Raw genomic sequence first — 24523 nt, forward strand, 5'->3', positions numbered from 1 at the left:
GATGGATACTATGACACTAGAACAACGTAAGAAAATACATCCGCATAAATATTCCCTATGGATTGCTATGGGTAGCATCACCATGATGTTTATCGGATTCACGAGTGCTTACATTGTTAAAAGATCACAGGCAAATTGGCTGGCATTTGAATTGCCGCATATTTTCTGGATATCCACTGCCGTAATTTTAACAAGTAGCTTAACTATTCACCTGGCTTTAAAGCAGTTTAAAGAAAGGAATATGCAGCGTTACAAACAGTTGATTACACTCACTGCTATATTGGGTGTTGTGTTTGCAGCCTGCCAATGGATTGGTTTTTCTCAGCTGAAAAATATGGGACTTCCCCTCAACGGGCCAGTTTCCGCTTCTTTTATTTATGTAATCGTAGGAGTGCACATGCTGCACGTTCTGGGTGGTGTAGTAGCATTACTCATTATGTTTGGCAGGGCCTACAGAACCCGTGTACGAACCTATAGCCCGGTACCCATTGAAGTGGCCGCAACTTATTGGCATTTCGTGGACATACTGTGGATTTACCTGTTAATTTTTTTAAGTATCGCCAGATAAACTTTGTAAAATTTTATAAAACTAACAATGGATACAGCAGTTACAGCGAAGAAAAAATGGTGGGCCGGAGGATATTCTCCCTTTAATGTGAGCTATGGCAAGTTGATGATGTGGTACTTCCTGATGTCAGATGCGTTCACATTCGGCGCATTGTTGATAGCATATGGTACCATCCGGTTTTCCAGCACATCCTGGCCTGATCCGAATGAAGTATTCAAATCATTCCCGGGCATGGGTCATGCCAATCTGCCGTTAATGTTTGTGAGCTTAATGACCTTCATTCTGATCATGAGCTCTGTAACCATGGTACTGGCTGTACATGCCGGTCACATGAGAGATAGAAAAGCAGTTGCTAAGTGGCTGATCTGGACCATCATTGGTGGTATTGCCTTCCTGAGCTGTCAGGCATGGGAATGGACACATCTGTACGCAGAAGGCGCATGGTGGGGTCGTAACCCTTTCATTAACGTAGATGGTACACTGGCATCTACCAACTTTACCAACTTCTTCTTTACCATCACCGGTTTCCACGGCTTGCACGTAACTTCTGGTGTTGTATTGAATATCGTGATCCTCGGCAACGTACTGAAAGGTACTTACGAACAGAGAGGTCACTACGAAATGGTGGAAAAAGTAGGGCTGTACTGGCACTTTGTAGACCTGGTTTGGGTATTCGTATTCACCTGCTTCTACCTGTTGTGATCATAAACAGGTAGCATTATACAAGGTTTGTTATAATTATTTGGAATCTGAATTTTACGAATTATTTAATTTAAAGAATAATGGAGCATACACATACTGCGGCAGGGCATGAAAGTGCACATAGTGATTCATCTACTAAATCAATCTGGAGAACATTCTGGATCCTGTTGTGTATCACATTGGTGGAAGTAGGTCTGGCGTTCTTACACCTGGAATACGGTTTCCTTCCAAGAGTATTACTGAACGCAATATTTATCGGTCTTACCCTGGTGAAAGCTTTCTATATCGTTGCTGAATTTATGCACTTAGGTTCTGAAATCAAGAACCTGATCATGACGGTTTTAATTCCTTTGTTGTTATTCGTATGGTTCATCATCGCTTTCCTTTATGAAGGTGATTCCTGGAAAAATATGCGCAAAGACCTGAAACCAGGTACTCCCGTAGAAACACCAAAGGTTGGACCAGCTGAAAAGCATCATTAATTTCATTTATAAATTGTCAGGATCATCACTCGCAGGGCTTTATTAGGAGTATCATTGGCTATATTGGTGCCGCTTTTGGGTTATCTCATTGTAGATCACTATGGAAAAAATGTGGTACCAGTGCCAGGTTACTTTATCCCTGAAAGAGTAGATACCATCTCTGAAAATGGTAAAGTTTCCTACGATACTGTTTTTCATAAGATCAGGGACTTCAAACTTACTAACCAACTGGGTCAACAGGTAAGTTTGAAAGACGTGGAAGGAAAAGTATTACTGGTTGATTTCTTTTTCACCTCCTGCCCAAGTATCTGTCCTACACTCACTAAAAATCTGAGAAAGGTCCAGAGCGCTTACGTAAAGAATGATTCTTTACTCCAGATACTCTCTTTTTCAGTGGATCCGGAAAGGGACACGGTAGACAAGCTGCGTAAATACGCATACGACTACCAGATCAATCCCGATAACTGGTGGTTGCTTACAGGTAGTAAAAAAGAAATCTACGACCTCGCCAGAAATGATTTTTTTGTTTCTGTTACAAAAGGAGACGGCGGTCCGGATGATTTTATACATACAGAGAAGCTCGTGTTGATTGATAAAAATGGAAATATCAGGGGATACTACGATGGTCTGGATTCCAATGCTATTAAACGATGCGCAGGCGATATCGCCATATTGCATCTGGCAAAAGAAAGACATCGTCCGGGTTTTGGGGCCTTCCTCAAAAAACTGTTCTCCGGAGAAAAGTAATAAATAATTTTATTTGAAAGGGTGAATAAGGAAAGGGTGTTCACCTTACCTTATTCACCTTTATATTTAGCAGATATGGAACTTAAAAATAAAAATCTCAATACGCCCATTACTATTGTATCTATCGCAATCCCTGCGCTGGTGGCGTTATTGTTTGTTTTGCCCAAACCGGACATGCATCCTGGTTTTGATATCAGGATACTGCCGTTGTTCCATGCTATCCTTAATACCGCTACTGCTGTGCTTTTGCTGGCAAGTTTATACTTTATCAAAAATGGTCATGTAAAAGCGCATAAAACAGCTAATTTAATTGCAGTCGGTTTATCTGCACTCTTCCTGTTATCGTATGTTACCTATCATGCCCTGGCAGCAGAAACGCGTTTTGGCGACCTCGATCACAATGGTATCGTAGATGCTTCGGAAAAGGCCATATTGGGTGGGGTACGTTATATCTATTACTTCCTTTTATTGACACATATTGTATTGGCCGGTATCATCGTTCCGTTGGTGCTTTTTACCCTATTACGTGGTTTTCAGAATGATATTCCACGCCACCGTAAAATTGCCCGTATTACCTGGCCTATCTGGTTTTATGTGGCAGTGACTGGTGTGATTGTTTACATCATGATTTCCCCTTACTACCACTGATATATTTAGCGGTATTTTTTGGGAGAGATAGCCTAATTTTGTGTGATCAAAAGAATAATACTATGAAGAAGGCAGGTTTGTTTTTGCTGACAGGTGTTTTAATGATGATGAGTGGGTCAGTAATGGCGCAGTGTTCCCTGTGTACTAAAACAGCACAACAGCTGGGCGAAGGTCCTGCTAAAGGCTTGAATAATGGTATCCTGATGTTGGCTTTAACACCATTGGCAATTATTGGCTTCCTGGCCTTTAGATGGTGGAGGAGCAATAAGGAAGCGTGATAAATAAATAAGAATAACCCAAAAAAACTATGATTACCTACAGAAAGGCGGATATAACGGATATCCCGCAGTTAGTGCATTTGCGGCTGCAGTTTCTGAAAGAAATTTACCCTAAGGCTGATAATTCCCAGGATGTCGTGTTACAGGATCATCTCAGGGTTTACTTAACAGAACATCTTTCCAAAAATAACTTTGTAAACTGGTTTGCTGATGCAGAAGGCAAGGTAGTGGCCAGTGCCGGCATAGTTTTTTATAACCAGCCACCACTATACCACAACCTTGAAGGCAAAGTTGCCTATATTCTGAATGTGTATACGCTTCCTGCTTTCCGGCGTAAAGGCATAGCAAAAACTTTGCTGCAAAAGTTAATGGAAGAAGCAAAGGAACGTAATACCGGTAAGGTAAGCTTACATACGAGTAAGGATGGACGTTTGTTATACGAGCAATTTGGCTTTGTGGCCGGAGATAATGAGATGACCTGCCAGTTACCACGTATACAATAAGCTCCTACTCTTCTTCCCGAAGTTCAAATACCTGACAATCTACCCTTAAACCACCGTTGTTTAAAGAAATTTTCAACTTGTTACAGTAGTGCCCTTTCTTCTCAGCGTACGACTGACAATTAAAACACATAGGCTGTGTGGAAATAACTTCCCGTTGGTTAAGCTGGTAGATCAGTTGCATCAACTGCTCGAGTAGCCCATTCTGTTCTTTAACAGGTAACTGGTCTACCGTTTCCTCTAAAGGACTGGCGAACTGTTCTACTTTTTTAGCAACGGCCCGTCCTTCCTTTACCAGGTGTAAAGTGTGGCTGCGCGTGTCTGTAGGACTCGCTTTACGGGTCAGGTATTGCTTCTGTTCCAACGATTTCACTGCATCACTGATGGTGGCTTTGGTCATGTTGAAATACGATGCCAAAGTGGTTACAGTACGTTTTTCCTCCGGGTAATGCAGTAAAAAGGTAAGTACCTGAATTTGTATGGGACTAAGTCCATACTGAGTGGCCTCCTGCCATAATAGTACGCGGAAGGCTTCTGATAATCGCTCCAGGGAGGCTACTACTTTACTAGATGTGTTTTCTGCCTGCTGTGCGGGGCTGAATGTGGAAACTTTCCCCATATTTTTTTCTTGCTGTCTGTCCTTAATAGTTAGTTAGTGGGGCAAGGTACAATATAAATATATGGCGGGAAATAGCATATTAGTGACATTCCTTGTCCAAATCCCTTTTTTTTCCCTGACAGCCTTCCAGTTCATGAATATAATATCCTTTCCGCAGAATTTGTACCTCCCACCGCGGTATTATCTCAGTAATGTGGGAAAAACGACAGTCTTTATGGGAAACAAGCAGTCCCTCCCCTCTTTTGGTTTGAAGGTAGGCATTACCAAATATCAATACCTCCTCAAAAAGGGTTGCCTTATTTACTATTATGTCGAAATGCAGATGTCCTCCATCCTTCTTCTTAACGTAAGTGTCGTAAACTGCGACTTCCATAGCCTATTCTTTTGTTACTAACGTAGACGGTTATACTAAAACGGGAGTTGTTGGATATCAGGATATACCCATAATAAGACACTAAAACTAATAGCTTTAAACCATGCCTGTTGCATGCGTTCCACTTCAGTTGCCGGATGACCTTGTCGGCTCAGATAAGGTCTGCCTGCTTCCGAAACAGGATAAATAAAAGTGGATAAGTAACGTAAATATTCTATTGGCAGCGGTTCCATATCACCGGTAGATGCAGGTTTTAGCTGTAGTTGTGCCGCAATACGTTCTTCAAACTGCCACCAGGAATTGCCTTCCTGCCGGGTACATAAATCAATAATCCATTTGCGGAAATGTGGACGTAGCGTTTGCAGATAATCCAAATCAGGCGCACCATCCCGTGTAAAATAATAAGCGAGATAATTATTCTTTAGAATATAGTCGTACCAGTTATTCAGAATGTCTTCCGTATGCGCTACCAGTATATTTCCTGCCATTATCAGATATTGCTCGTCGTCATTTGTAAATAGCAGCATTCTTTTTAGCCTGACCATCATTTGTGCATCCAGTGGGGATTTGGGGTTACCTGAGCCAGCTGTGCCATGCTGCAGAGCGTCATTCATACATTTTCATTTAGATTTCCGTCACGGATTGGTTATTACAAATATAATAAGGTTACCTAACTAAAAAAATTATATAATCACGTATACAGCTATACGTTAGTGCGCTGATATATTAATATAATTTTATTTGTGATTGTAAGATGAACACTATAGCTTTGATGGTATTGATTATAACCACGCTACATCATGTTATACTATATCACTAAAAGCGGTTTCCGGATAATACCAAAGTTAACTGATGACCTCGAATCCTCAAGGGTGAAGACTTTTTCCAGATCCATGTATCTTTCTTTTGCCGCAATACTGGTGGCCGCTGCAGGCGCCCTTGCAGGTAAACTGATCAGTATAATAATACAGTGGCTTACAGCATTGGCATATTTCGGAGATATAAAAAAGGATATCAGTGGTGCAGAAAATGATGAGCTGGGATTTTGGATCATATTCATTCCGATAGCAGGCGCTGTATTACTGACATGGCTGAGCAGGTATCGTTCTTTTTTTCTAAAAGCAATCGGGCTTACGGTGGCGATTGGTGCCGGCGCTCCTCTCGGAGTGGAAACTCCCGCCATGATTTTTAACGGCGCACTGGGTAACTGGGTGGGCAAATTATTTGCTTGCACACCCGAAGAATGCTATATACTTTTTGTAGCAGGTACATGCAGTACATTAGGTAGCCTCTTCGGAGCACCAATAGCAGCGATATTCCTGGCAATGGAAGTGTTTTTTTCGGCTATTACGTTTAACACCATGATCCCGGTAATACTGGCAGCTATAACGGCAGGTGCAGGTAGTTATCTGCAGCGTGGCACAACGCCTGTGTTTAGTATACCAACTGCACCGGTTGTAAACAAACAGGCTTTATTAGCGTATATGGCAGTGGGACTCATCATTGGCTTATGGGGCAGCATGAGTACAAAACTATCGATGCTGATAGAAAAAATGTTTGGAAAGCTAACTAAGCTCAATAGCTGGTATTTGCTTTTCGCTGCTTTAATAGTAGGCATTGCGGGTTATATCTCTCCCAGGGTACTGGGAACAGGCAATCATTATGTAAATGATCTGTTGCAGGCACATGTTACTTTGTATATCCTCTTTGCACTGGCAATACTTAAATTAGTAGCATGGCTTTTTTTCTCAGGCGCTTATAAAACCGGCAGCGGCATTACACCGGTATTGATAACTGGTGGAGCTACCGGTTTACTGATAGGCGTGGTCATACAATTAATCTTTCCGGCTGTTGTAATACATTCCGGTACGTTGGTGCTGGCAGGTATGGGAGCTATGCTGGCAGCTAGTTCCAGGGCCATATTTACGGCTGTTATTCTTTCTTTTGAGTTAACGCATGATGCTAATACCGCATTACCTGTTTTGGGCGCCTGCAGTATTGCATTTTGCATATCGTTACTCACTTCATATAGCAGAAGAAAGCGCATTAATATGCCGGATGAAGTAAAACAGACGTGGTAAGGATGGCGATAATCATCTAACCAATTCTTTTGAGCGCTTCTCTCCTGCTTAGTGGCGCCAGGGTATGACTGTTTACAAACGTGCGTACATTATCCGGATACGTTTTGGAATACTCCCGTAATGCCCAGCCAATGGCTTTCTGAATAAAAAATTCTTTAGAGTTTGCGTGCTGCAGGACGTACTTATATAGAAGCTGTTCGTTTGTATGTTGTTTATAAGCATTCTGAAAGATAATAGCTGCCCGTTGCAACCACATATGATCGCTATTGCTCCACTTGTTGGTGATTGCCGGTTGAGCGGTTGCAAATTTTTTAAGCCATGGACCCGCTAAACAGGATACCACGCCATCTACACTATCCCACCATGATTTGTGTGTGATCATGTATTCAATAAGATGTATATCATCTAACGTCCACTCTTTGTGTAATTGCTGCATGAGATCAATGGCGGCATATTGATATTCTCTTTCCGGCTTTTCCCATAATGCTTTTATCAGTGCAGGTATTTCTGCTGCTTTGGGCAAACCAGATGTTGTTTTCAGCGCTTTGTTAATAAGGCGGCGGTCGGGCGTTTTAATACCAAGATATTCAAACTGATCGCGCATGTATCGTTTCATGGCCAGGGCGTTCTCCGGATTGGCTGCAGGAGTATAAGCATTGATAAGCAGGGTGAGGTAGTGCATGTATTATGCGTGACTTTTAGTGCTGATATAACGGTAAAGATTAAACGTTTTTTCTGCCAGGAGCGCTTTTATTTCCTGCTGTAGTTCTTGTTTAACCACATCTTTCATTCGCCGGTGCTGAATCAGCTGATACGCTTTTTCTGCCAGCAACAGGATATGTTTTTGTTGTTGATGAGAGATTGCTTTGTGATGCAGCGTAATAGCGCTTATGATTTCGTGTATGCCTTCCTGTTTGGTTGCTATCGATTTGATAACAGGAATTTCCCAGTCGCCATGATGTTTGCTGTGGGCCAGCAACCGCAGATTTTTTACAAAAATATCTGCATTGGACCGGTCGGCTTTATTCACAATAAAAATATCTGCAATCTCCATTAAGCCTGCTTTCATGGTTTGGATTTCATCACCAGCTTCCGGTACCACTACTACTATTGTGGTGTCTGCCACACCCGCTACCTCCACTTCGCTTTGCCCTACTCCTACTGTTTCAATAAACAGGTAGTCAAACCGGGCGGCTTTAATCAGGTCACTGACTTCTATGATTTTGGGACTTAATCCGCCTAAGGCGCCTCTGCTGGCCATGGAACGGATAAATACATGTGGATGATTAAAATGTTGGCTCATTCTGATCCGGTCGCCAAGGAGGGCGCCGAAGTTAAAAGGAGAAGAAGGGTCTACCGCAATAATGGCTACACTTTTCTGTTGCTCCAGTAATTCGGTAATCAGTGCGTTGACCAGTGTACTTTTTCCTGCGCCCGGAGGTCCGGTAATGCCCACCACTATAGTATGATTGCTGACTGGAAGTTGTTCCAGCAGTTGTTCATAGCCTGCCGCTTCATTTTCAACCAAGGAAATGCAACGGGCAAGTGATTTTATATCTCCGCTTAAAAGTCCGGGTAAATACTGCTGATACATTTTACTGTTTACAAACGTTAAACAACAAAAATAAGTGGTATACCTGTTACGCGAGCAAGGAACGGTAAATATTCAGGTATTGTTCTCCGATTTCTTCCCAGCTAAAACTGTCCGCATGTTTTTTTATAGCTTCCATGGGTTGTGTGGCTGCGTAATGTGCCATGCCTTTGGCGAAAACGTCCTGCATATAGGCGGGATCAAAATTCTCGAAGTAATAGGCCAGGTCGCCACCTATTTCAGGTAAGCTCGTTTTATTAGATAGGAAAACTGGTTTACCATGATGCATGGCTTCTACTACCGGGATACCAAAGCCTTCAGCAATTGAAGGAAATACAAATGCTGCACAGTTACTGAAATACCAGTATTTGCTTTCTTCGTCTATGGGGCCAAGAATTTTAACACGGTCCTGTACACCATAAGCGGCCGCTTCCTGCAATATTTGTTTCTGGTAGGTGGTGTTCGCGTTCCCGGCTATGATCAGTTCATAATTGTTGTCCTTGAGTAAGCAAGGGATTACATGAAAGTTCTTCTTCGGCAGTATGGTGCCTATCGTAAACAAAAATGGCCGGCTGGGGCGATAAAGCGGATTGTCGAAAGAGGGGAATGACTTTACATCACACCCGTTATATATCACGCTTAACGGGGTATTTCCTATGTCAAGGTGCTGAAGTACATCTTGTTTTACATAATTTGAAATGGCAATAAGATGATCTGCTTTATTAATCATCCGTTGTACCTTGGCCAGTTGTCCCGATATCCTATGTTTATAATTTGGTTTATATAAAAAATTAAGATCGTGAATCGTTAATACCCGTTTGATACTGGGAGATTCCGGCGAATAATCTGATAACTGATAAGTGGTATGCCATACCTGGATGTCTTTTGAATAGGGCATCCATAGCTTATGCCACGCCTTTTGATTATAATGAGGTTCTTCTGAAAAAATTGTTTGCTTATAAGAGGGCAAATAGAAGTAAAGCTCCTCGGGAGGAGCTACCAGCTTGATCAAAGATTGGCCAAGTTCGCTGCAATAAGTATATAGACCGTTATTCGGATATTTCAATCTCTCACAGTCTATCACAAATCTTGGCATATACTAATCAGTTTGAATAATTGTCAGGTATATATTTATATATAACTAAATGCTTAAGCGAAGATATTACAACTTTTTACGAAAAAAAGATAATTATCTTTTATCCTTTGCCGGATAAATTATCTTCCTGACGTATATTGGTTGTCAGTCCAATTGTGTATAATTACTACTAATGACCAATTTTATTTCCATATTTCCGCTTGGAATTGTAGTGTACCCGGGGGAGCAATTAAACTTACATGTTTTTGAGCCCCGGTACAAACAATTAGTGGCTGCTTGTATTGCTGAACATAAGCCGTTTGGAATTCCAGTTGTAATAAATAAAAAAATAATGGAATATGGAACACTCGTACAAATAAAAAAGGTAGAAAAAATATATGAGACCGGGGAAATGGATCTTGTGACCACTGGTGACAGCGTTTTTCGGATACTGGAGCATGTAGCGGAGATTCCGGATAAATTATACGCCGGCGCCATTGTCAACTACCCGGAAAATAACGAGGGCAACCATGCCAGGTTATTACAGGAAGTGCTGCACGGGGTTCGTGAACTGCATTCCATCCTTCAGATCCATAAAACCTTTAAAAAAGAGGACGACCAGCTGCTGTCATACGATCTGGCGCATCATGCCGGATTATCACTGGAGGAGGAATATGAGCTGCTGCACCTTTTCTACGAAGCACAACGGCTGGAATACCTGAAACGCCATTTACACAAAGTAATTCCCATGATGGCAGAAATGGAGCGCCTGAAGGAGCGGGTGATGCTGAATGGCCACTTCCGGAACTTATCTGCTGATAATTTATAATTTTATGGAGATGCCTGTCAGGCTTATGTTCTATGCCCCTTTTCCGGGAACTTTAACGTGCATTTAACAGGTCGGCTTTTTGTTTTTTTTGCTTCCCGCCTTAAAAAGTAGATATTTGCAGACCCATATTTTCACTGGAATAAGGGCTTAAACTCAATTCTGTAACTAAATGCATTGGACAAAAGTCAGTATTCTTTGCCTGTTGGGAAGCTTCTTCCTGTTGGCAAATAAGGCTATCGCACAGGACAACTCACCATATTCCCGCTACGGATTAGGAGATCTGAATAACAACCAGAACACGGTGAATCGTGGTATGGGAGGTGTTTCTCAGGCTTATAGTGATCCGCAGTCAGTAAACTTTATCAATCCGGCCAGTTATTCCAGCTTGTTGCTGACAACTTTCGATGTTGGTATTGAAGGTGGAGGCAGATCGATTAGCGATCAGGGGAATAAATTCAGTTCCGGTTTCGGTACCCTCTCCTATTTACAACTGGGAATACCCATTATTAAGAATAAATGGGGCCTGAACCTGGGCTTACGCCCGGTAACCAGGGTTTCCTATAATATCCAGCAAGGATTTAACGGCACCTTTTTCGACACCCTGAGGTACCCGCTGACCAACAAGTATGAAGGCAGTGGCGGTCTTTATCAAATGTATGCCGGTACAGGTGTACGCTTTGGTAATTTCAGCGTTGGGGTAAACCTGGGCTACCTTTTTGGTAACATTGAGAACAATACCCGGTTGATTTTTCCAGATGCCAGCATTTATCCTTCCCATAAAATGTTCCGTACCAGCTACAGCAGCTTTTTCTATAAGTTAGGTGTACAGTACAGAGCTAAAGTGGCTAAAGAAATGGACCTCACCTTTGGTGCATCCGGTAGCCTGAAGCAGAATATGAACGCCCGCCAGGAAGCTTTGAGCGAAACACTGCAGTTTGACGGCAATTCAGGCAATTATTCATCCCAGGATACAGCTAAATATGTGAAAGGAGAAAGAGGAACGGTTGTTTATCCGGAAGAATTTGCAGTAGGTATCATGCTCCGCAAATTCGATAAATGGATGATCGGTATGGACTTCAACACTACCCAGTGGCAGAACTACTCCAACTTTGGCGCGAAGGATTCACTGCAAAATGCCTGGAAACTTTCCATTGGCGGACAGTTTGTACCTAACGCCATGGCACTCAGCGGATACTGGAACAGAGTGGCTTACCGTTTAGGTGCTTACTACGGAAATGACTACCTGAAACTAAATGGCGTAACTATGCCTACAACAGGTTTTACCGTTGGTGCGGGTTTACCGGTACGCCGTTTACCTTACTCCAACCAATACAGCATGATCAATGTGGCGTTTGAATTAGCACGTCGCGGTAATAATCAAACAGTATTAAAGGAAAATATCTACCGCATATCATTGGGCTTTACCCTGAGCGATAAGTGGTTTATAAAACGTAAATACGAATAAAAGCACATAGCTATAAATAAAATGCAGCGGAGGTATAAGCAGTTTTAATATTAACTACGCTTATATCTCCGCTGCATTTTACCAATAGCTAAAAGCTAACAGCTAATAGCTATCTTTGGCTCATTATTTCTCCAAATGATTAAAAGAACTATCTTATTTTTTATTATAGCCATTGCCGTTAGTAGCTGTGAGAATGATATACAGACGGTGATGGAATTTGATTCCAAAAAAGCGGCTACCGAAAATGGCGTTGATATCATTACCATTTTTAGTCAGGGTGGTAAGGTAAATGCAAAGTTGCTGGCGCCTGCTATGGAACGCAGCCTGGATCGCCCGTCATATGTAGCTTTTAATAGTGGACTGAGGGTATTTATGTATAACGATACCCTGGGGCTGGAAAGTACCCTTTCTGCGAAGAAAGGTAAGTATCTCGAAGAAGAAGGCTACGTATATTTATCAGATAGCGTAGTGGTAATTAATAAGAAAGGAGAACGACTGGATACCAAGGAATTGAACTGGGATCCTAAACGCAAGATCTTCTACTCTACACAGGAAGTTTTTATAAAAACACCTACTGATTCCCTACATGGATGGGGATTGGAAGCCAACGAGGATTTCAGTATCAAGAAAATTCTAAAGGTGAGTGGCCCTATTATGGTGCAGGACAGCACCGCTACATTAAACTGATCTAACTAACGGATATATATACACGAAAGAACCCCACCTCTGCAGGTGGGGTTCTTTCGCTTTAACCTATTTTTTAACCTAAAATTTGGGTTAGCAATGCCAATAATTATGCCAGTTTGTTATAATGTATAGTGTAAAACAGGTACATGGTAACTATCTGCCTGTTTTCTCATTATTTGCTATATTTCGCCAAACAAACCAACAGAAATGGAAACTATCAATTGGCCGGATTTTGAAAAAATAGAAATAAGAGCAGGCACCATACTGGAGGCGAATGACTTTCCTAAAGCCCGCAATCCTTCTTACCAGCTCGTTATAGATTTTGGACCGGAACTGGGTATTAAAAAGTCTTCGGCACAAATCACCACCTTATATAGTAAAGAAGAGCTTATCGGAAAACAAATTGTGGCTGTGGTTAATTTTCCGCCAAAGCAAATTGCCAACTTTATGTCTGAATGCCTGGTACTGGGTGTAGTAGGCGATAATAAGGATGTTGTGTTACTTCAACCGAACAAGCAGGTGAGCAATGGGCAGCGTGTAGCGTAGGTAATAAATAGAGTTTTCTTTTTTACTATTGATTATCAGTTTATAATGAATTTTTATTTAATCTAATTTTATTTATTAATAATATTATTATTAAAATAATATAATAACACATTAACCATTATCATCAGTTTACGAACAATAATACATCGTTCACGGAAATGAAACCTAAGACTAAATTCGACAGTATATCTTTGTTCTAGGTTTTTCATAGGATATGGTTAAAATTATTACAAGGGCGGTATTCTTACCACCCTTTTTTTTTACTTTTTTCTTCAAATGCCTGTCCAAAATGCCTGAATAGATGTTTAAACAGCTATCCGCCCTGATAACCAATATGTTAGCTTTGGATGGCCATATGTTAAGTTATCATGAAGTGTTTTTAGGCCCCATACGTTCACCTTCTCTTTTCATACGTTTACTGGATAAAATATATCGTTCACTAGAATGGACACTGCAGTATCATAAAATTCGGCCACCTTTGGTATAGGTTTTTCAATAAAGATATGGTTAAAATTTTTCGGGGCTGTAGTCTTGCAGCCCTGTTTCTTTTTCTACACCTCCCGCTTCATATCTATCTTCCTTTAAATTTTACCTTTTTAGATAAATAAAAATAATGGCTGAGATCGGCATTTGCCCTGTCGCGTAGCCATATGGATTCCATATTCCTTATCTTTTCATGGATCAGGTTGAAAACCTTGAGATAGTGCAAGTTTTCAGTATAAAGGTTAGTCAATCAATAAAGGAAGAATGCTACGGATCTAAGCCTGCCAGCTGCCCGAAAGCCTGCGTCACAGATAACGATGCTATGCTTAGCACCTGCTAAGTAGGTATCGTATCACTGCAGCAGAGGTGGACTTGATACGGACTTGAGGTGGACTTGATGTGGACTTGATGTGGGGATGAGGTGGACTTGATGCGGGCATGACTACTTCCGGATGTATAGCCAGGTTGAAATTGAATCGGAAGATGGATGAATGAAATTACGGCCTGATATACAGGATAATGCTGTATATCAGGCCGTAGCGCTGTAATTTATATCAGGGATTATTGCTGGAATTGTGTTGGATAAGTCTTGTTCAGCAGGTGATTATATATAAAGCGGTTAGACTCACCGGAAGAATGTACACTTTTCAAGCCACCCCAGCCGTGACGTTCACCTGGGTACAGCATAAATTCAAAATGTTTGTTGAGATTTTCCAGCTTGTCGATCAGCTGAATACAGTTTTGCATGTGTACATTATCATCCATGGTACCATGCACAATACGGATCAGTCCTTTGTATTTGTCGGCATAAGTCATTACAGAAGTAGCTTTATAGCCATCCGGGTTTTCAGCCGGGGTATCCATATAGCGCTCTGTATAGTGACTATCATATAAGTGCCAGTCAGTTACGGCGTAGTTGGCCATACCATGCGTAAATACGTCTGCTCCATAGGTAAGTGCCATACAGGTCATATAACCACCAAAGCTGCCACCAGTCATACATATTTTGCTGCTATCAGCCCAGGGTTGCGCCCGCAGCCATGTAGCGGCATCCATATAATCCTCAATTTCATATTTACCCATCTGCCGGTGAATGTAGTTCATCCCCATTTTGCCGAGCTGTCCGCTGCTGCGGTTGTCGATGGCTACCTGTATTACTCCTTCCTGTGCCCACCATTGTTGGGTGTTGGAGAACTTCCAGCTATCGTATACGGTTCCGGCATTAGGACCACCATAAATACTGATGAGGATTGGATACTTTTTACCCGGTTCCATATGCAGGGGCATTGTGATCGTAAGCGGTAAAGTAAGACCATCGCGGGTTGTATAAGTTTTCAACTCCGTTTTGGCGAGGTTGTAGCTGTCAAATTTTTCGCCTTTACTGTCACCCAGCTCACGCACTACTTTCCCGTTATTATCTACCAGCGCCATTTTCGCGGGTGTTTGAAGGTTAGAATAGGTAGTAATGAAGTATTTACCACCAGGTGCTATTTTGATCACATTGCTGTAGTCGCCTTTGGTGAGACGCGTAATCACACCGGTTTTCATACTCACCTTGTAAAGGTCAATACGGGTAGAAACTTCTTTACGGGCAAGGAAGTAAACCAGTTGGTTTTTATCATCTATCTGTAATACGTCTTTTACGGTCCAGTTGCCAGATGTCAATTGCTTTTTCAGCGTTCCGTCCATATTATACAAGTATAGGTGCGCCCAGCCTGTTTTATCACTTAGCAGCAGGAAGCCCTGGTTGTTTTGTACAAAAGGAACGGCATCAAACCAGTCGATCCAGGTTTTCTGTTTTTCATCGTAGACTTCTTTTTTGGCGCCGCTTTGCGGGTTGATGCTGTATATTTTCAGATTGTCCTGACCGCGGTTCATCCACTGCATCCACAACTGCTGACTATCGTCTGTCCAGAAGGGCGTACCAAAATACTGATCATCATTTTCGTTGAAATCGGCCCAAACAGTAGCGCCACCGGAAACGGGTACCACGCCTACTTTCACAGTAGGATTAGGGTCGCCGGCCTTGGGATAGCGTGTATTTTCGAGATAGCCATGCTGGCCTTTCTCGCTATAGATAGGGAATACAGGTACTTTAGTATCGTTAAAGTGCATGTAAGCAATTTTGCGGCTGTCGGGGCTCCACCAGAAGGCGCGGTAATGAGTTGCCCGGCCCAGGATTTCTTCATAATATACCCAGGATGCCCAACCATTGTAGATCACATCTGATCCGTCATTGGTATAGCGGGTTTCTTTTTTAGATGCTACTTCTACGCTGTATAAGTCGTTGTTACGGGTAAAAGCCACATATTTTCCATCCGGGGAGAGCGTTGGATTTTTTTCTTCCGCTGCGTCATTGGTTAAACGCACGCTGTTGCCGTCTGCGGCCTTATAAAACACATCTTTTTCACGTACTTCAACACTGGGACCATCTACCGGAGCGGTATAAATAGTGGCATTGCCGGTGCGGGCATCTACTTTCCATGCCTGCATGCGGCCATTGGCGGCATCAGGGCGCATTTCCAGGTAATGTTCACCATCTGCCCATTCCCGGATGGCCGGCAGGGGCTTACTGATAAGGGTTGCTTTGCCTTTAAAAGCCTGTTCAAAAGTAAGATCCTGCTTTTGTTGCGCCTGCAAACAGGGGGTTGTCAGCAGCAATAAGGCTACACTACTGATAGTGGTTGGTTTTAACCATTGTTCGCTTCTCATAATTTGTAAAGTATCAGGTGTTTTTTTCTTGTCGTTAGCGGGCGAAAATAAGCATAACTAAAAAATACCCCCCAACAAATTACACAAACGGGCACCTCGTCAAAACCGCTCATTGCCCAAATTCCACCAGTTATGAAAGATTTCCCCGCGCCTGGTAATTGGGGCTGAAAATAGCAGTGGAAGCGGTTACCTTTAAAATGGTTTTCATAGGATATGGTCAAAAAATAAGAGGGCTGTAGTCTTACAGCCCTTTTTACTATTTTTGCACTCCAACAGGCAATTACAACTTACTACATGACACAATTATCTGAGCAAGAGATTATACGCCGGGAAAAATTACAGGAGCTGCATAATTTAGGCATAGACCCCTACCCAGCAGCGGAGTACCCGGTTAATGATACTTCCGTAAATATAAAATCCAATTATTCGGAAGAAACAAAAGAACAATTCCAGGACGTGTGCCTGGCAGGCCGCGTTATGATGGTACGCGACATGGGTAAGGCGGCATTTGTCTCTATCCAGGACAGCATAGGTCGTATCCAGATATATATCCGCAGGGATGATATCTGCCCTGGTGAAGACAAAACGCTGTATGATGTTGTATTTAAAAAACTGCTGGATATCAGCGACTTTATAGGAGTGAAGGGATATGCCTTTATTACCAAAACCGGCGAAACCTCTATTCACGCCAAGGAAATTACTATTCTAGCCAAATCCTTGCGTCCTATGCCCATTGTAAAAGAAAGGGAAGGAGAAGTATTTGATGAAGTAACCGATCCGGAATTTAAATACCGTCAACGTTATGTAGACCTGGTGATTAACCCGGAAGTGAAAGAGGTGTTTATCAAACGCACCAAAATCATGCAAACTATCCGCGATTTCTACAATAACCTGGGTTACCTGGAAGTAGAAACGCCTATACTGCAGCCAATTCCAGGTGGAGCCACCGCACGTCCGTTTACTACGCATCACAATGCACTGGACATGCCGCTCTATCTACGTATAGCCAATGAGTTATACCTGAAACGCCTGATCGTAGGTGGTTTTGAAGGTGTATACGAGTTCGCAAAAGATTTCCGCAATGAAGGAATGGACCGTACCCATAACCCGGAATTTACCGTAATGGAAATGTACGCCGCCTATAAGGATTACGAGTGGATGATGCGTACCACAGAATCCCTGCTGGAAAAGATTGCCATTACCTTACACGGTACTACCGCTGTTCAGGTGGGTGATAAAACCATCGACTTCAAAGCGCCGTTCCGCCGTGTATCCATGTATGAAGCTATACAGGAACATACCGGTATCGATATTTCCACGATGGACGAAGCACAGCTCCGCGAGGTATGCAAACAATTAGGTTTACATGTAGATCCTAAATTTGGTAAGGCTAAACTGATTGATGAAATTTTCGGCGAAAAATGTGAAGGCAACTACATCCAGCCAACCTTCATCACAGACTACCCGGTAGAAATGAGCCCGCTGACGAAAAAACATCGCAGCAAAGCCGGTCTGGTAGAACGTTTTGAACTGATGGTGAATGGTAAGGAAATTGCCAACGCCTACAGTGAGCTGAACGACCCAATTGACCAGCGCGAACGTTTTGAAGAACAGGTACAACTGATGGAACGTGGTGATGATGAAGCCATGTACATTGATTACGACTTCTTACGCGCACTGGAATATGGTATGCCACCAACCTCCGGTATTGGTATCGGTATAGACCGCTTAACTATGCTGATGACGAACCAGCCATCCATTCAGGATGTATTGTTCTTCCCGCAAATGAAACCAGAACAGCAGCAGAAATAGAGCCGAAGGCTGAAGACATAAAGCAAAAAGCTATTGTAGCAATTGATTAAAGCGGATAACCTTTCGCGTTGATCATTCACTACAATAGCTTTTTGCTTTATGCCTTCAGCTTTAAGCTCCACAAAAAGTGGCATTAAATTTTCATGAAGCGTTCATATACCAACGCACATCGTTAACTTTAAGAAGTGCTTATTAGTATCTTAAAATTAGCCCATATGAAAACAATCTTAGTACCTACTGATTTTTCTGATACCGCGTATAATGCTGCTACTTACGCCCTTTCTCTGGCCAATAGCCTGGGCACTACCCGCATTGTATTGTATCATGCATATGAGCTGATTGTCCCTATTCCAGATGTGCCTACCATGATACCCATGGTAAATCCGGACGATCTGAGAGAAGCCAGCCTGGAAGGTCTTGAGAAGATGAAAAAGGAATTGCATGCATTGGTATCTGCTGATACCACATTGGTAACCCGGGCAGACAATACCCTACTGGCTGCTACCATCGAAGAAGTATGTAAGAATGAGGGGGCAGACCTTATTGTAATGGGCATTACCGGGGGCAGTAAACTGGAAGAAGTATTGGTAGGTTCCAATACTATTGACGTGGTGAAAAATACCAGCTATCCGGTGCTGATAGTGCCTGGTGATGCGAAATATAAGCCCATTGAAAAAATAGTTTTTGCAGCAGACCTCCGCAAGGTGGCGGAAACCACCCCGGTGGAACCACTGAAAAAGCTATTACATATTTTTAATGCGGAATTGCACGTTATTAATATTGACCATGAAAGCCGGCATTTCAGCACAGATACGCCTTTTGAAACACTGATGCTGGATACCCTGCTGGAAGATTTTCACCCGGAATATCATTTTATCGATAACCCGGATGTGATTGAAGGGATTGTAGAATTTGGAGAGGAAATTAAAGCGGACATCATCCTTACCATTCCTAAAAAACATGGATTATTTGAAAGCATTTTTAAGCGTAGCCGCACATCAAAACTGGCTTACCAAACGCATATACCACTGTTGACATTACATGAATAATTTATATTTTTGACAGATATTAATATTTATAATAACACTATGCTTAAACGTTCATTATTAGTACTGCTGGGCTTTTTTTGCCTGCAGGCAAGTCAGGCTCAACTCCTGAAAAAACTCGGCAAACAACTGGAATCTGCCGGCAATAAAAACAGCAGCACGGGTAATTCGGGTGCTTCACTCGCCGGCTTAACGGAATCGGATGCTGGTGGCGGCATCAAGGAAGCACTGGCCAAAGGGGTGGCTGCAGGTATTGCCAAGCTGAATAAAACAGATGGTTTTTTTGGTAGTGATGTGTATAAATTATTGTTGCCACCGGATGCCGTGAAGATTGGTAACACCTTACGCTCCATAGGATTGGGCAGCCAGGTAGATAAAGCGATCCTGCAAATTAACCGTTCGGCAGAAAAAGCGGTAGGTTATGCAGCACCTATCTTTGTGAGCGCTATTAAGCAAATGACCCTGACAGATGCGTTGAACCTGGTGAAAGGCGGTAATACTTCCGCTACCGATTTCTTTAAAAGCAAAACAACCGATTCCCTGAAAACGGCTTTCATGCCTGTTATTAAAAAGACACTGGACAGCACCAGTGCTACCCGCTATTATTCAGATATTGTAACATCTTATAACAAGTTACCTACCACCTTCAATAAAGTAAATCCGGATCTGCAGGACTACGTGACCACCATGGCCGTAAATGCGCTGTTTGACCAGATCGCTAAAGAAGAATTAGCTATCCGTGCAAATCCGGCGGCGAGAACAACAGACCTGCTGAAGAAAGTGTTTGGAGCGAAATAGCGAACCAGCTTTTAGCTTTTAGCTGTTAGCTTTTAGCAAATGCAGCAAAGATTATTTTATATGATCCTCGCTACATTTGCTAAAAGCTAAAAGCTAACGGCTAACAGCTGTAAGCAGTATCTGCCAGGCTGCGGCTACCTTTCCTTCATCCAGTAGCTTTTTTGCATAGTGATGGAGTTCTTTATCCATTTCTTCCGGTGTGATGCTGTAATACTGGATAATATTTTTGAGATGGTCATCATAGAAAGCAGCATCAATAACAGGTACTTCATGTACATTCCCCAGTTGCCCCAGGTTGTTGCCTGTAAGAATATGACTGTTACGGATAGCCAACGGTAACGCATCTACGCCAATGCCCAGTTGAGTATTGGGTTTTGCCACTTCAAATACGGCACTACCGGAAGCACGGCAATAGTAATCTCCTCCCATACGGGCCACCAGGTCTATTTTATGGGGATCTATTTTGCCCTGGGCATCCAATATATTATCGTTGATATGTAGCATTACCGGCTCGCATATAACCAGATTGCCGGCTCCTCCCCCTTGTCCTGTTTCAATGATCTGTTTTACGATACACTCCATTTGCACCGGGCTCTCTTTTACCCGGAATGGTTGTACTTTTTCAGATGCCAGTGGTGTAAATCCGGCTTTTTCAAATTCATTGATACCGGCCGGGTATTCGCAGCTGCTAAGGGAAGTCTGCTGTACCATGGCATAGCTTACTACATTGATCACTACTTCTTTGGTAGCATATACATTTTCCAGTGTATGCTTCACCGTATTATCGCGTACCCGTCGGGCGGGTGAAAATATCAATGTAGGAGGATTGGCGCCAAATACATTAAAAAAGCTGAATGGCGACAAATTAGGCCGGCCATCTATATCTATAGTGCTGGCAAAACAGATAGGACGGGGCGCTATGGCGCCCAGCAGATAAGCGTGCAGCTCACTGGTTTTTACCTGGGAGGGATCTATCTGCATGGTTATGCTTTTTTCTTGAGCGCCAGTATGGAAAAGTCACTGTCTTCTTTCACAATAGTGTTGGAAAGCGTTCCTAAGCCGGTTACTTCCATTTCCACTACATCACCGGGTTGCAGCCATTGTTCGGTATAATCCGGGTCGTTCAGCTTGCCGGTACCGTTTAGCTCCAGGAAGCAGCCGGTGCCTACAGTACCACTGCCAATAATATCGCCTGGCAGAATATTTACGCCATAGGCGCAACGTTCTACGATTTCGGCAAAGGTCCAGTCCATGTCGCCCATGTTGCCTTCACTCACAGTGATACCGTTGACTTTACAGGTCATTTTCAGGTCGTAATTATTGCCGGTATGATCAGGCTTGGCGGGTATTTTTAATGATTCCAGTTCATCAGGGGTCACCAGCATAGGGCCAATAACAGTACTGAAGTCCTTGCCTTTGGCAGGTCCGAGATTCAGCAACATTTCTTCCATTTGCAGGGTTCGTGCGCTCATATCATTCATGATCATGTAGCCGCCGATATAGTCATCTGCTTCCGCTGCCGTAACATTACGTCCTGCTTTGCAGATCACGATGGCAACTTCCAGCTCGAAATCCAGTTTCTCGAAATGATCCGGCATACAGTGAATATCGCCGGGACCCTGAATGGCATTGTGGTTGGTGAAGTAGAAAATCGGATATTGATCGAACTCCGGAATCATGGCCACCTTACGGTTGCGTCGTGCTGCAGCCACGTGTTGCCGGAAAGCATATCCATCCCTGCAGGAAGTAGGAAACGGTACCGGTGAAAGTAGCTGTACGCTGCCCACCGGAATACCCATCGCACTGCTGGGATTTTTACCTGCTTTCAATAGCGCATCCGCCTGTTTGGCAATGTCAATCACATCTTCCCACATCATCAGGAACATGCCCATGTTATTTGGAAGATCCGGATACAGCTCCTGGGTATTGTATAACAGCCCGTCTACCAGGATGGCTAACTGGTCTGTTTCCTCTCTTAAATAGCTTACTAGTTTCATGGTGTTGGTAATTGTTCTGGTTGTATGAAGTGCCAAATATAAGAATGGCCTTTAAATGGTTTGGCTATTTTTTCATAAAAAATAAAGATAAATCTCCTGCTATGAAACCTTTGTTGCGCCTTATTTTCTCTTATTGGCCACACCAGCCGTTTTGAACGCACAAACATTAAAAATCACTGTTTCGCCGGTTATCCCATGCTAAAACTGATATGGCGCGACAACACAGCTGCGGCCTATCCCGAAGCAGTTAATGGGCTCCGACAAATAAATCCGCAAAACTTCCATCAAAAGATCAGAAAAATGCTGTCCGCAGCCGGGTAATTGCTTTATATTTATATGCAGAACCACCACGTATATGCGTTCCTGTTTGTTGTTCTTGCTGTTTTATAGCCATCTCTTTATTGTACAGGCGCAATCCCGTACAGATACCATGCTGCAAAACCTGCTGCAAAGGGAAGGCTCTCCTGCGCTAAAACACATTCTGCAGTATCCAGATTCATTTCGTTACCAGCTGATTTACACACAAATTGACCGGGATGCGGACAATACACCTCATTTTAAAAACTATTACCTGGAGGTAGATGCGAATAAATATTTTAATCCCGCCAGTACAGTGAAGTTACCTATTGCTTTGCTGGCACTGGAAAAGCTGCATGAACTGAATATACCCCGGCTTACCGGGAATACACCGATGCTTACGGATAGCGCCTGGCGCGGGCAGGTAAAAGTGTATACCGACAGTACGGCGCAGAATGGGCTGCCATCTATCTATCACTATATCAAACAAGTATTCCTCATCAGTGATAATGATGCCTACAACCGGTTGTATGAGTTTGTGGGACAGCAGCGTATTCATGAAAGGCTATGGGCAATGGGGTATAAAGATGTACGTATTGTGCGCCGTTTTATGCCACTCACAGAAGAGGAAAACAGGCATACTAACCCCATTCGTTTTGTGGCGAACGGGGAACTGATATATGAACAACCAGCGGCTTATGATACTTTGTCTTTTGATTATAGCAGGCAGGTAACTATTGGTGTTGGTTACCTTGACCGGGACGATAAACTGGTATTTTTACCGATGGATTTTACCCGGCATAATAACCTGCCGCTGACCGGATTGCAGCATATGTTACAGTCTGTGTTGTTTCCTGCTTCAGTGCCGGCAAAGGAGCGGTTTAATCTTACGAAAGATGATTATCGTTTTTTGTACCGTTATATGTCACAATATCCGTCAGAAACTTCCTGGCCTAAATATGATACTACAGAGTATTACAACAGTTTTACAAAATTCTTTTTTTTCAAAGATGGTAAACAAAACATTCCGCCATACATACGTGTATTTAATAAAGCTGGCTGGTCCTACGGCTTTCTGACCGATGCTGCATATGTTGTTGATTTTAAAAATAGCATTGAGTTTATGCTTACCGGCAATCTTTACGTTAACCGTGACGGCATTTTGAATGATAATAAATATGAATATGAGGGAGATGGTTATCCCTTCTTTAAAGAAGTAGGGGAAATTATTTATAAATATGAATTACAACGCAGGAGAAAATACAAACCTAACCTGCGGAATTTCAGTATTAATTACAAAGAATAAATGGCAAGGGATAAATATTATTTATAGCCTCATAGAATAGTATAATGCACGAAATAATATATGAACGTTGTATTTTTGCTTTTTATAGGGTAGTCATATTTAAAATGCGCATCATTTTTGAGTTGGCTGCTCAGGGTTTATAAGGAAGGTTTTATTCATATCCCGTAACTGCACTCTAAAATTCGGAGTTATGAAGTTTGAAAAGATTAAGAACAAAGGACAGGCAAGATTATTTGAGAGCCAGTATCTGGAGATGCTTACCAAAACGCATCCATTGGTGATCTGGGGGCTTTATTTGCCCATTATTGGCTATATGCTTTACTATAGTCATGATACACTAGGCTTTACACCCGGTACAGTATTCGGTATATTCATTGGTGCCATGGCTTTCTGGTCATTTTTTGAGTATATCATGCACCGGTTTATGTTTCACTTTGCGAGCGACAAGCCCAAAGTGCAACGCTTTATTTATGTAATGCATGGGAACCACCATGAGTATCCGAGAGACAAACAGCGTTTATTTATGCCTCCGGTACCCAGTCTGATACTCGCTTCAGCCATTTTTGGCGTGCAATATATCTTCCTGCGACAGATCACATTTATGTTTTTCCCCGGCTTTATCCTGGGATACCTGATTTACGGTAGTATGCACTACGCTATCCACGCATGGAACCCGCCTTTCCGGTTTATGAAACCATTATGGCGCAACCATCACCTGCATCACTACAAAAGTGAGGACAGAGGGTTTGGCGTGAGTTCTTCTGTCTGGGATCACGTATTCGGAACTTTCTTCGACCTGGATAAAGAGAAGGAGGACAAGGAAAAAGTAAAAGAGCTGACGTTTTAGCGGTTAGCTGTTAGCTATTAGCTTTTAGCTTTTA

At 42.6% G+C, this 24523-nt stretch carries 26 protein-coding genes; 17 read left to right on the top strand and 9 right to left on the bottom strand.

From position 1 onward, the window contains the following. Positions 1-10 precede the first annotated feature (10 nt). The 7 genes from AB4Z08_RS06900 (at position 11) to AB4Z08_RS06930 (ending at position 3928) form a co-directional block, all read left to right on the top strand. Positions 11-568: a cytochrome c oxidase subunit 3 gene (locus tag AB4Z08_RS06900; RefSeq protein ID WP_441572995.1), complete on the top strand. Its 558-nt coding sequence runs from the start codon at positions 11-13 to the stop codon at positions 566-568. A 27-nt stretch (positions 569-595) separates the two neighbouring features. Continuing rightward, complete coding sequence (locus tag AB4Z08_RS06905) at positions 596-1270, top strand: cytochrome c oxidase subunit 3 (protein ID WP_441572996.1); 675 nt, start codon at positions 596-598, stop codon at positions 1268-1270. 80 nt (positions 1271-1350) lie between these two features. After that, entirely contained in the window at positions 1351-1752 is a 402-nt protein-coding gene (locus AB4Z08_RS06910; RefSeq protein ID WP_441572997.1) for a cytochrome C oxidase subunit IV family protein, read from the top strand. A 75-nt stretch (positions 1753-1827) separates the two neighbouring features. Next, a complete protein-coding gene (locus AB4Z08_RS06915) occupies positions 1828-2499 on the top strand; it encodes an SCO family protein (protein WP_441572998.1) in 672 nt (223 codons plus the stop codon). A 75-nt stretch (positions 2500-2574) separates the two neighbouring features. Further along, positions 2575-3147 carry a DUF420 domain-containing protein gene (locus AB4Z08_RS06920; protein ID WP_441572999.1) on the top strand — a complete coding sequence of 191 codons (573 nt, stop codon included), beginning with the start codon at positions 2575-2577 and terminating at the stop codon, positions 3145-3147. Between the two features lie 62 nt (positions 3148-3209). Next, positions 3210-3425 (top strand): hypothetical protein, encoded by a 216-nt coding sequence (locus AB4Z08_RS06925; protein ID WP_441573000.1) that lies wholly within the window; start codon positions 3210-3212, stop codon positions 3423-3425. Between the two features lie 29 nt (positions 3426-3454). Then, positions 3455-3928 carry a GNAT family N-acetyltransferase gene (locus AB4Z08_RS06930; protein ID WP_441573001.1) on the top strand — a complete coding sequence of 158 codons (474 nt, stop codon included), beginning with the start codon at positions 3455-3457 and terminating at the stop codon, positions 3926-3928. Positions 3929-3932: 4 nt separating this feature from the next. Here AB4Z08_RS06930 and AB4Z08_RS06935 read toward each other — a convergent pair whose 3' ends face one another. From AB4Z08_RS06935 to AB4Z08_RS06945, 3 genes are all read right to left on the bottom strand, one after another. Continuing rightward, positions 3933-4544, bottom strand: coding sequence for a MarR family winged helix-turn-helix transcriptional regulator (locus tag AB4Z08_RS06935; protein WP_441573002.1), 612 nt, complete (start codon positions 4542-4544; stop codon positions 3933-3935). 79 nt (positions 4545-4623) lie between these two features. Continuing rightward, positions 4624-4917 (bottom strand): DUF2024 family protein, encoded by a 294-nt coding sequence (locus AB4Z08_RS06940; protein ID WP_441573003.1) that lies wholly within the window; start codon positions 4915-4917, stop codon positions 4624-4626. Between the two features lie 35 nt (positions 4918-4952). After that, entirely contained in the window at positions 4953-5531 is a 579-nt protein-coding gene (locus AB4Z08_RS06945; RefSeq protein WP_441573004.1) for a protoglobin domain-containing protein, read from the bottom strand. Positions 5532-5717: 186 nt separating this feature from the next. On the opposite strand from AB4Z08_RS06945, the gene AB4Z08_RS06950 reads away from it, so the two are divergent. After that, positions 5718-6998: a chloride channel protein gene (locus tag AB4Z08_RS06950; protein ID WP_441573005.1), complete on the top strand. Its 1281-nt coding sequence runs from the start codon at positions 5718-5720 to the stop codon at positions 6996-6998. Between the two features lie 16 nt (positions 6999-7014). On the opposite strand, the gene AB4Z08_RS06955 is transcribed toward AB4Z08_RS06950, so the two are convergent. Genes AB4Z08_RS06955 through AB4Z08_RS06965 form a run of 3 tightly spaced genes read right to left on the bottom strand, consistent with a single transcriptional unit; the run spans position 7015 to position 9685 of the window. Further along, positions 7015-7680 carry a DNA alkylation repair protein gene (locus tag AB4Z08_RS06955; protein WP_441573006.1) on the bottom strand — a complete coding sequence of 222 codons (666 nt, stop codon included), beginning with the start codon at positions 7678-7680 and terminating at the stop codon, positions 7015-7017. A gap of 3 nt (positions 7681-7683) precedes the next feature. Next, positions 7684-8592, bottom strand: coding sequence for a methylmalonyl Co-A mutase-associated GTPase MeaB (meaB, locus tag AB4Z08_RS06960; RefSeq protein ID WP_441573007.1), 909 nt, complete (start codon positions 8590-8592; stop codon positions 7684-7686). A gap of 46 nt (positions 8593-8638) precedes the next feature. Next, positions 8639-9685, bottom strand: a complete 1047-nt coding sequence (locus AB4Z08_RS06965) for a glycosyltransferase family 4 protein (RefSeq protein ID WP_441573008.1) — start codon at positions 9683-9685, stop codon at positions 8639-8641. 172 nt (positions 9686-9857) lie between these two features. On the opposite strand from AB4Z08_RS06965, the gene AB4Z08_RS06970 reads away from it, so the two are divergent. From AB4Z08_RS06970 to AB4Z08_RS06985, 4 genes are all read left to right on the top strand, one after another. Then, the gene (locus AB4Z08_RS06970; protein ID WP_441573009.1) at positions 9858-10493 is read left to right on the top strand and encodes an LON peptidase substrate-binding domain-containing protein; all 636 of its coding nucleotides are present in this window, start codon (positions 9858-9860) and stop codon (positions 10491-10493) included. A 169-nt stretch (positions 10494-10662) separates the two neighbouring features. After that, on the top strand, positions 10663-11958 hold the full coding sequence (locus tag AB4Z08_RS06975) for a hypothetical protein (protein WP_441573010.1): 1296 nt from the start codon (positions 10663-10665) through the stop codon (positions 11956-11958). 135 nt (positions 11959-12093) lie between these two features. Continuing rightward, positions 12094-12645, top strand: a complete 552-nt coding sequence (lptC, locus tag AB4Z08_RS06980; RefSeq protein WP_441573011.1) for an LPS export ABC transporter periplasmic protein LptC — start codon at positions 12094-12096, stop codon at positions 12643-12645. A gap of 207 nt (positions 12646-12852) precedes the next feature. Further along, positions 12853-13191 (top strand): tRNA-binding protein, encoded by a 339-nt coding sequence (locus tag AB4Z08_RS06985; RefSeq protein WP_441573012.1) that lies wholly within the window; start codon positions 12853-12855, stop codon positions 13189-13191. 1044 nt (positions 13192-14235) lie between these two features. Here the strand turns inward: AB4Z08_RS06985 and AB4Z08_RS06990 are convergent. After that, on the bottom strand, positions 14236-16386 hold the full coding sequence (locus tag AB4Z08_RS06990; RefSeq protein ID WP_441573013.1) for a S9 family peptidase: 2151 nt from the start codon (positions 16384-16386) through the stop codon (positions 14236-14238). Between the two features lie 294 nt (positions 16387-16680). Between AB4Z08_RS06990 and lysS the strand changes: the two genes are divergently transcribed. From lysS to AB4Z08_RS07005, 3 genes are all read left to right on the top strand, one after another. Continuing rightward, entirely contained in the window at positions 16681-18198 is a 1518-nt protein-coding gene (lysS, locus tag AB4Z08_RS06995; protein ID WP_441573014.1) for a lysine--tRNA ligase, read from the top strand. 215 nt (positions 18199-18413) lie between these two features. After that, positions 18414-19247, top strand: a complete 834-nt coding sequence (locus AB4Z08_RS07000; protein ID WP_441573015.1) for a universal stress protein — start codon at positions 18414-18416, stop codon at positions 19245-19247. Positions 19248-19286: 39 nt separating this feature from the next. Further along, entirely contained in the window at positions 19287-20042 is a 756-nt protein-coding gene (locus tag AB4Z08_RS07005) for a DUF4197 domain-containing protein (RefSeq protein WP_441573016.1), read from the top strand. A gap of 93 nt (positions 20043-20135) precedes the next feature. Here the strand turns inward: AB4Z08_RS07005 and AB4Z08_RS07010 are convergent, their stop codons facing one another. Together AB4Z08_RS07010 and AB4Z08_RS07015 are read right to left on the bottom strand one after the other, a co-directional pair. After that, on the bottom strand, positions 20136-21023 hold the full coding sequence (locus AB4Z08_RS07010; protein WP_441573017.1) for a flavin reductase family protein: 888 nt from the start codon (positions 21021-21023) through the stop codon (positions 20136-20138). 2 nt (positions 21024-21025) lie between these two features. Continuing rightward, complete coding sequence (locus AB4Z08_RS07015) at positions 21026-22039, bottom strand: fumarylacetoacetate hydrolase family protein (protein ID WP_441573018.1); 1014 nt, start codon at positions 22037-22039, stop codon at positions 21026-21028. A gap of 355 nt (positions 22040-22394) precedes the next feature. Between AB4Z08_RS07015 and AB4Z08_RS07020 the strand changes: the two genes are divergently transcribed. Together AB4Z08_RS07020 and AB4Z08_RS07025 are read left to right on the top strand one after the other, a co-directional pair. Further along, the gene (locus tag AB4Z08_RS07020; RefSeq protein ID WP_441573019.1) at positions 22395-23642 is read left to right on the top strand and encodes a serine hydrolase; all 1248 of its coding nucleotides are present in this window, start codon (positions 22395-22397) and stop codon (positions 23640-23642) included. Positions 23643-23832: 190 nt separating this feature from the next. Then, a complete protein-coding gene (locus AB4Z08_RS07025; protein WP_441573020.1) occupies positions 23833-24489 on the top strand; it encodes a sterol desaturase family protein in 657 nt (218 codons plus the stop codon). Positions 24490-24523 lie beyond the last annotated feature (34 nt).

This window comes from Chitinophaga sp. RAB17, assembly GCF_052114225.1.
Classification (GTDB): domain Bacteria; phylum Bacteroidota; class Bacteroidia; order Chitinophagales; family Chitinophagaceae; genus Chitinophaga.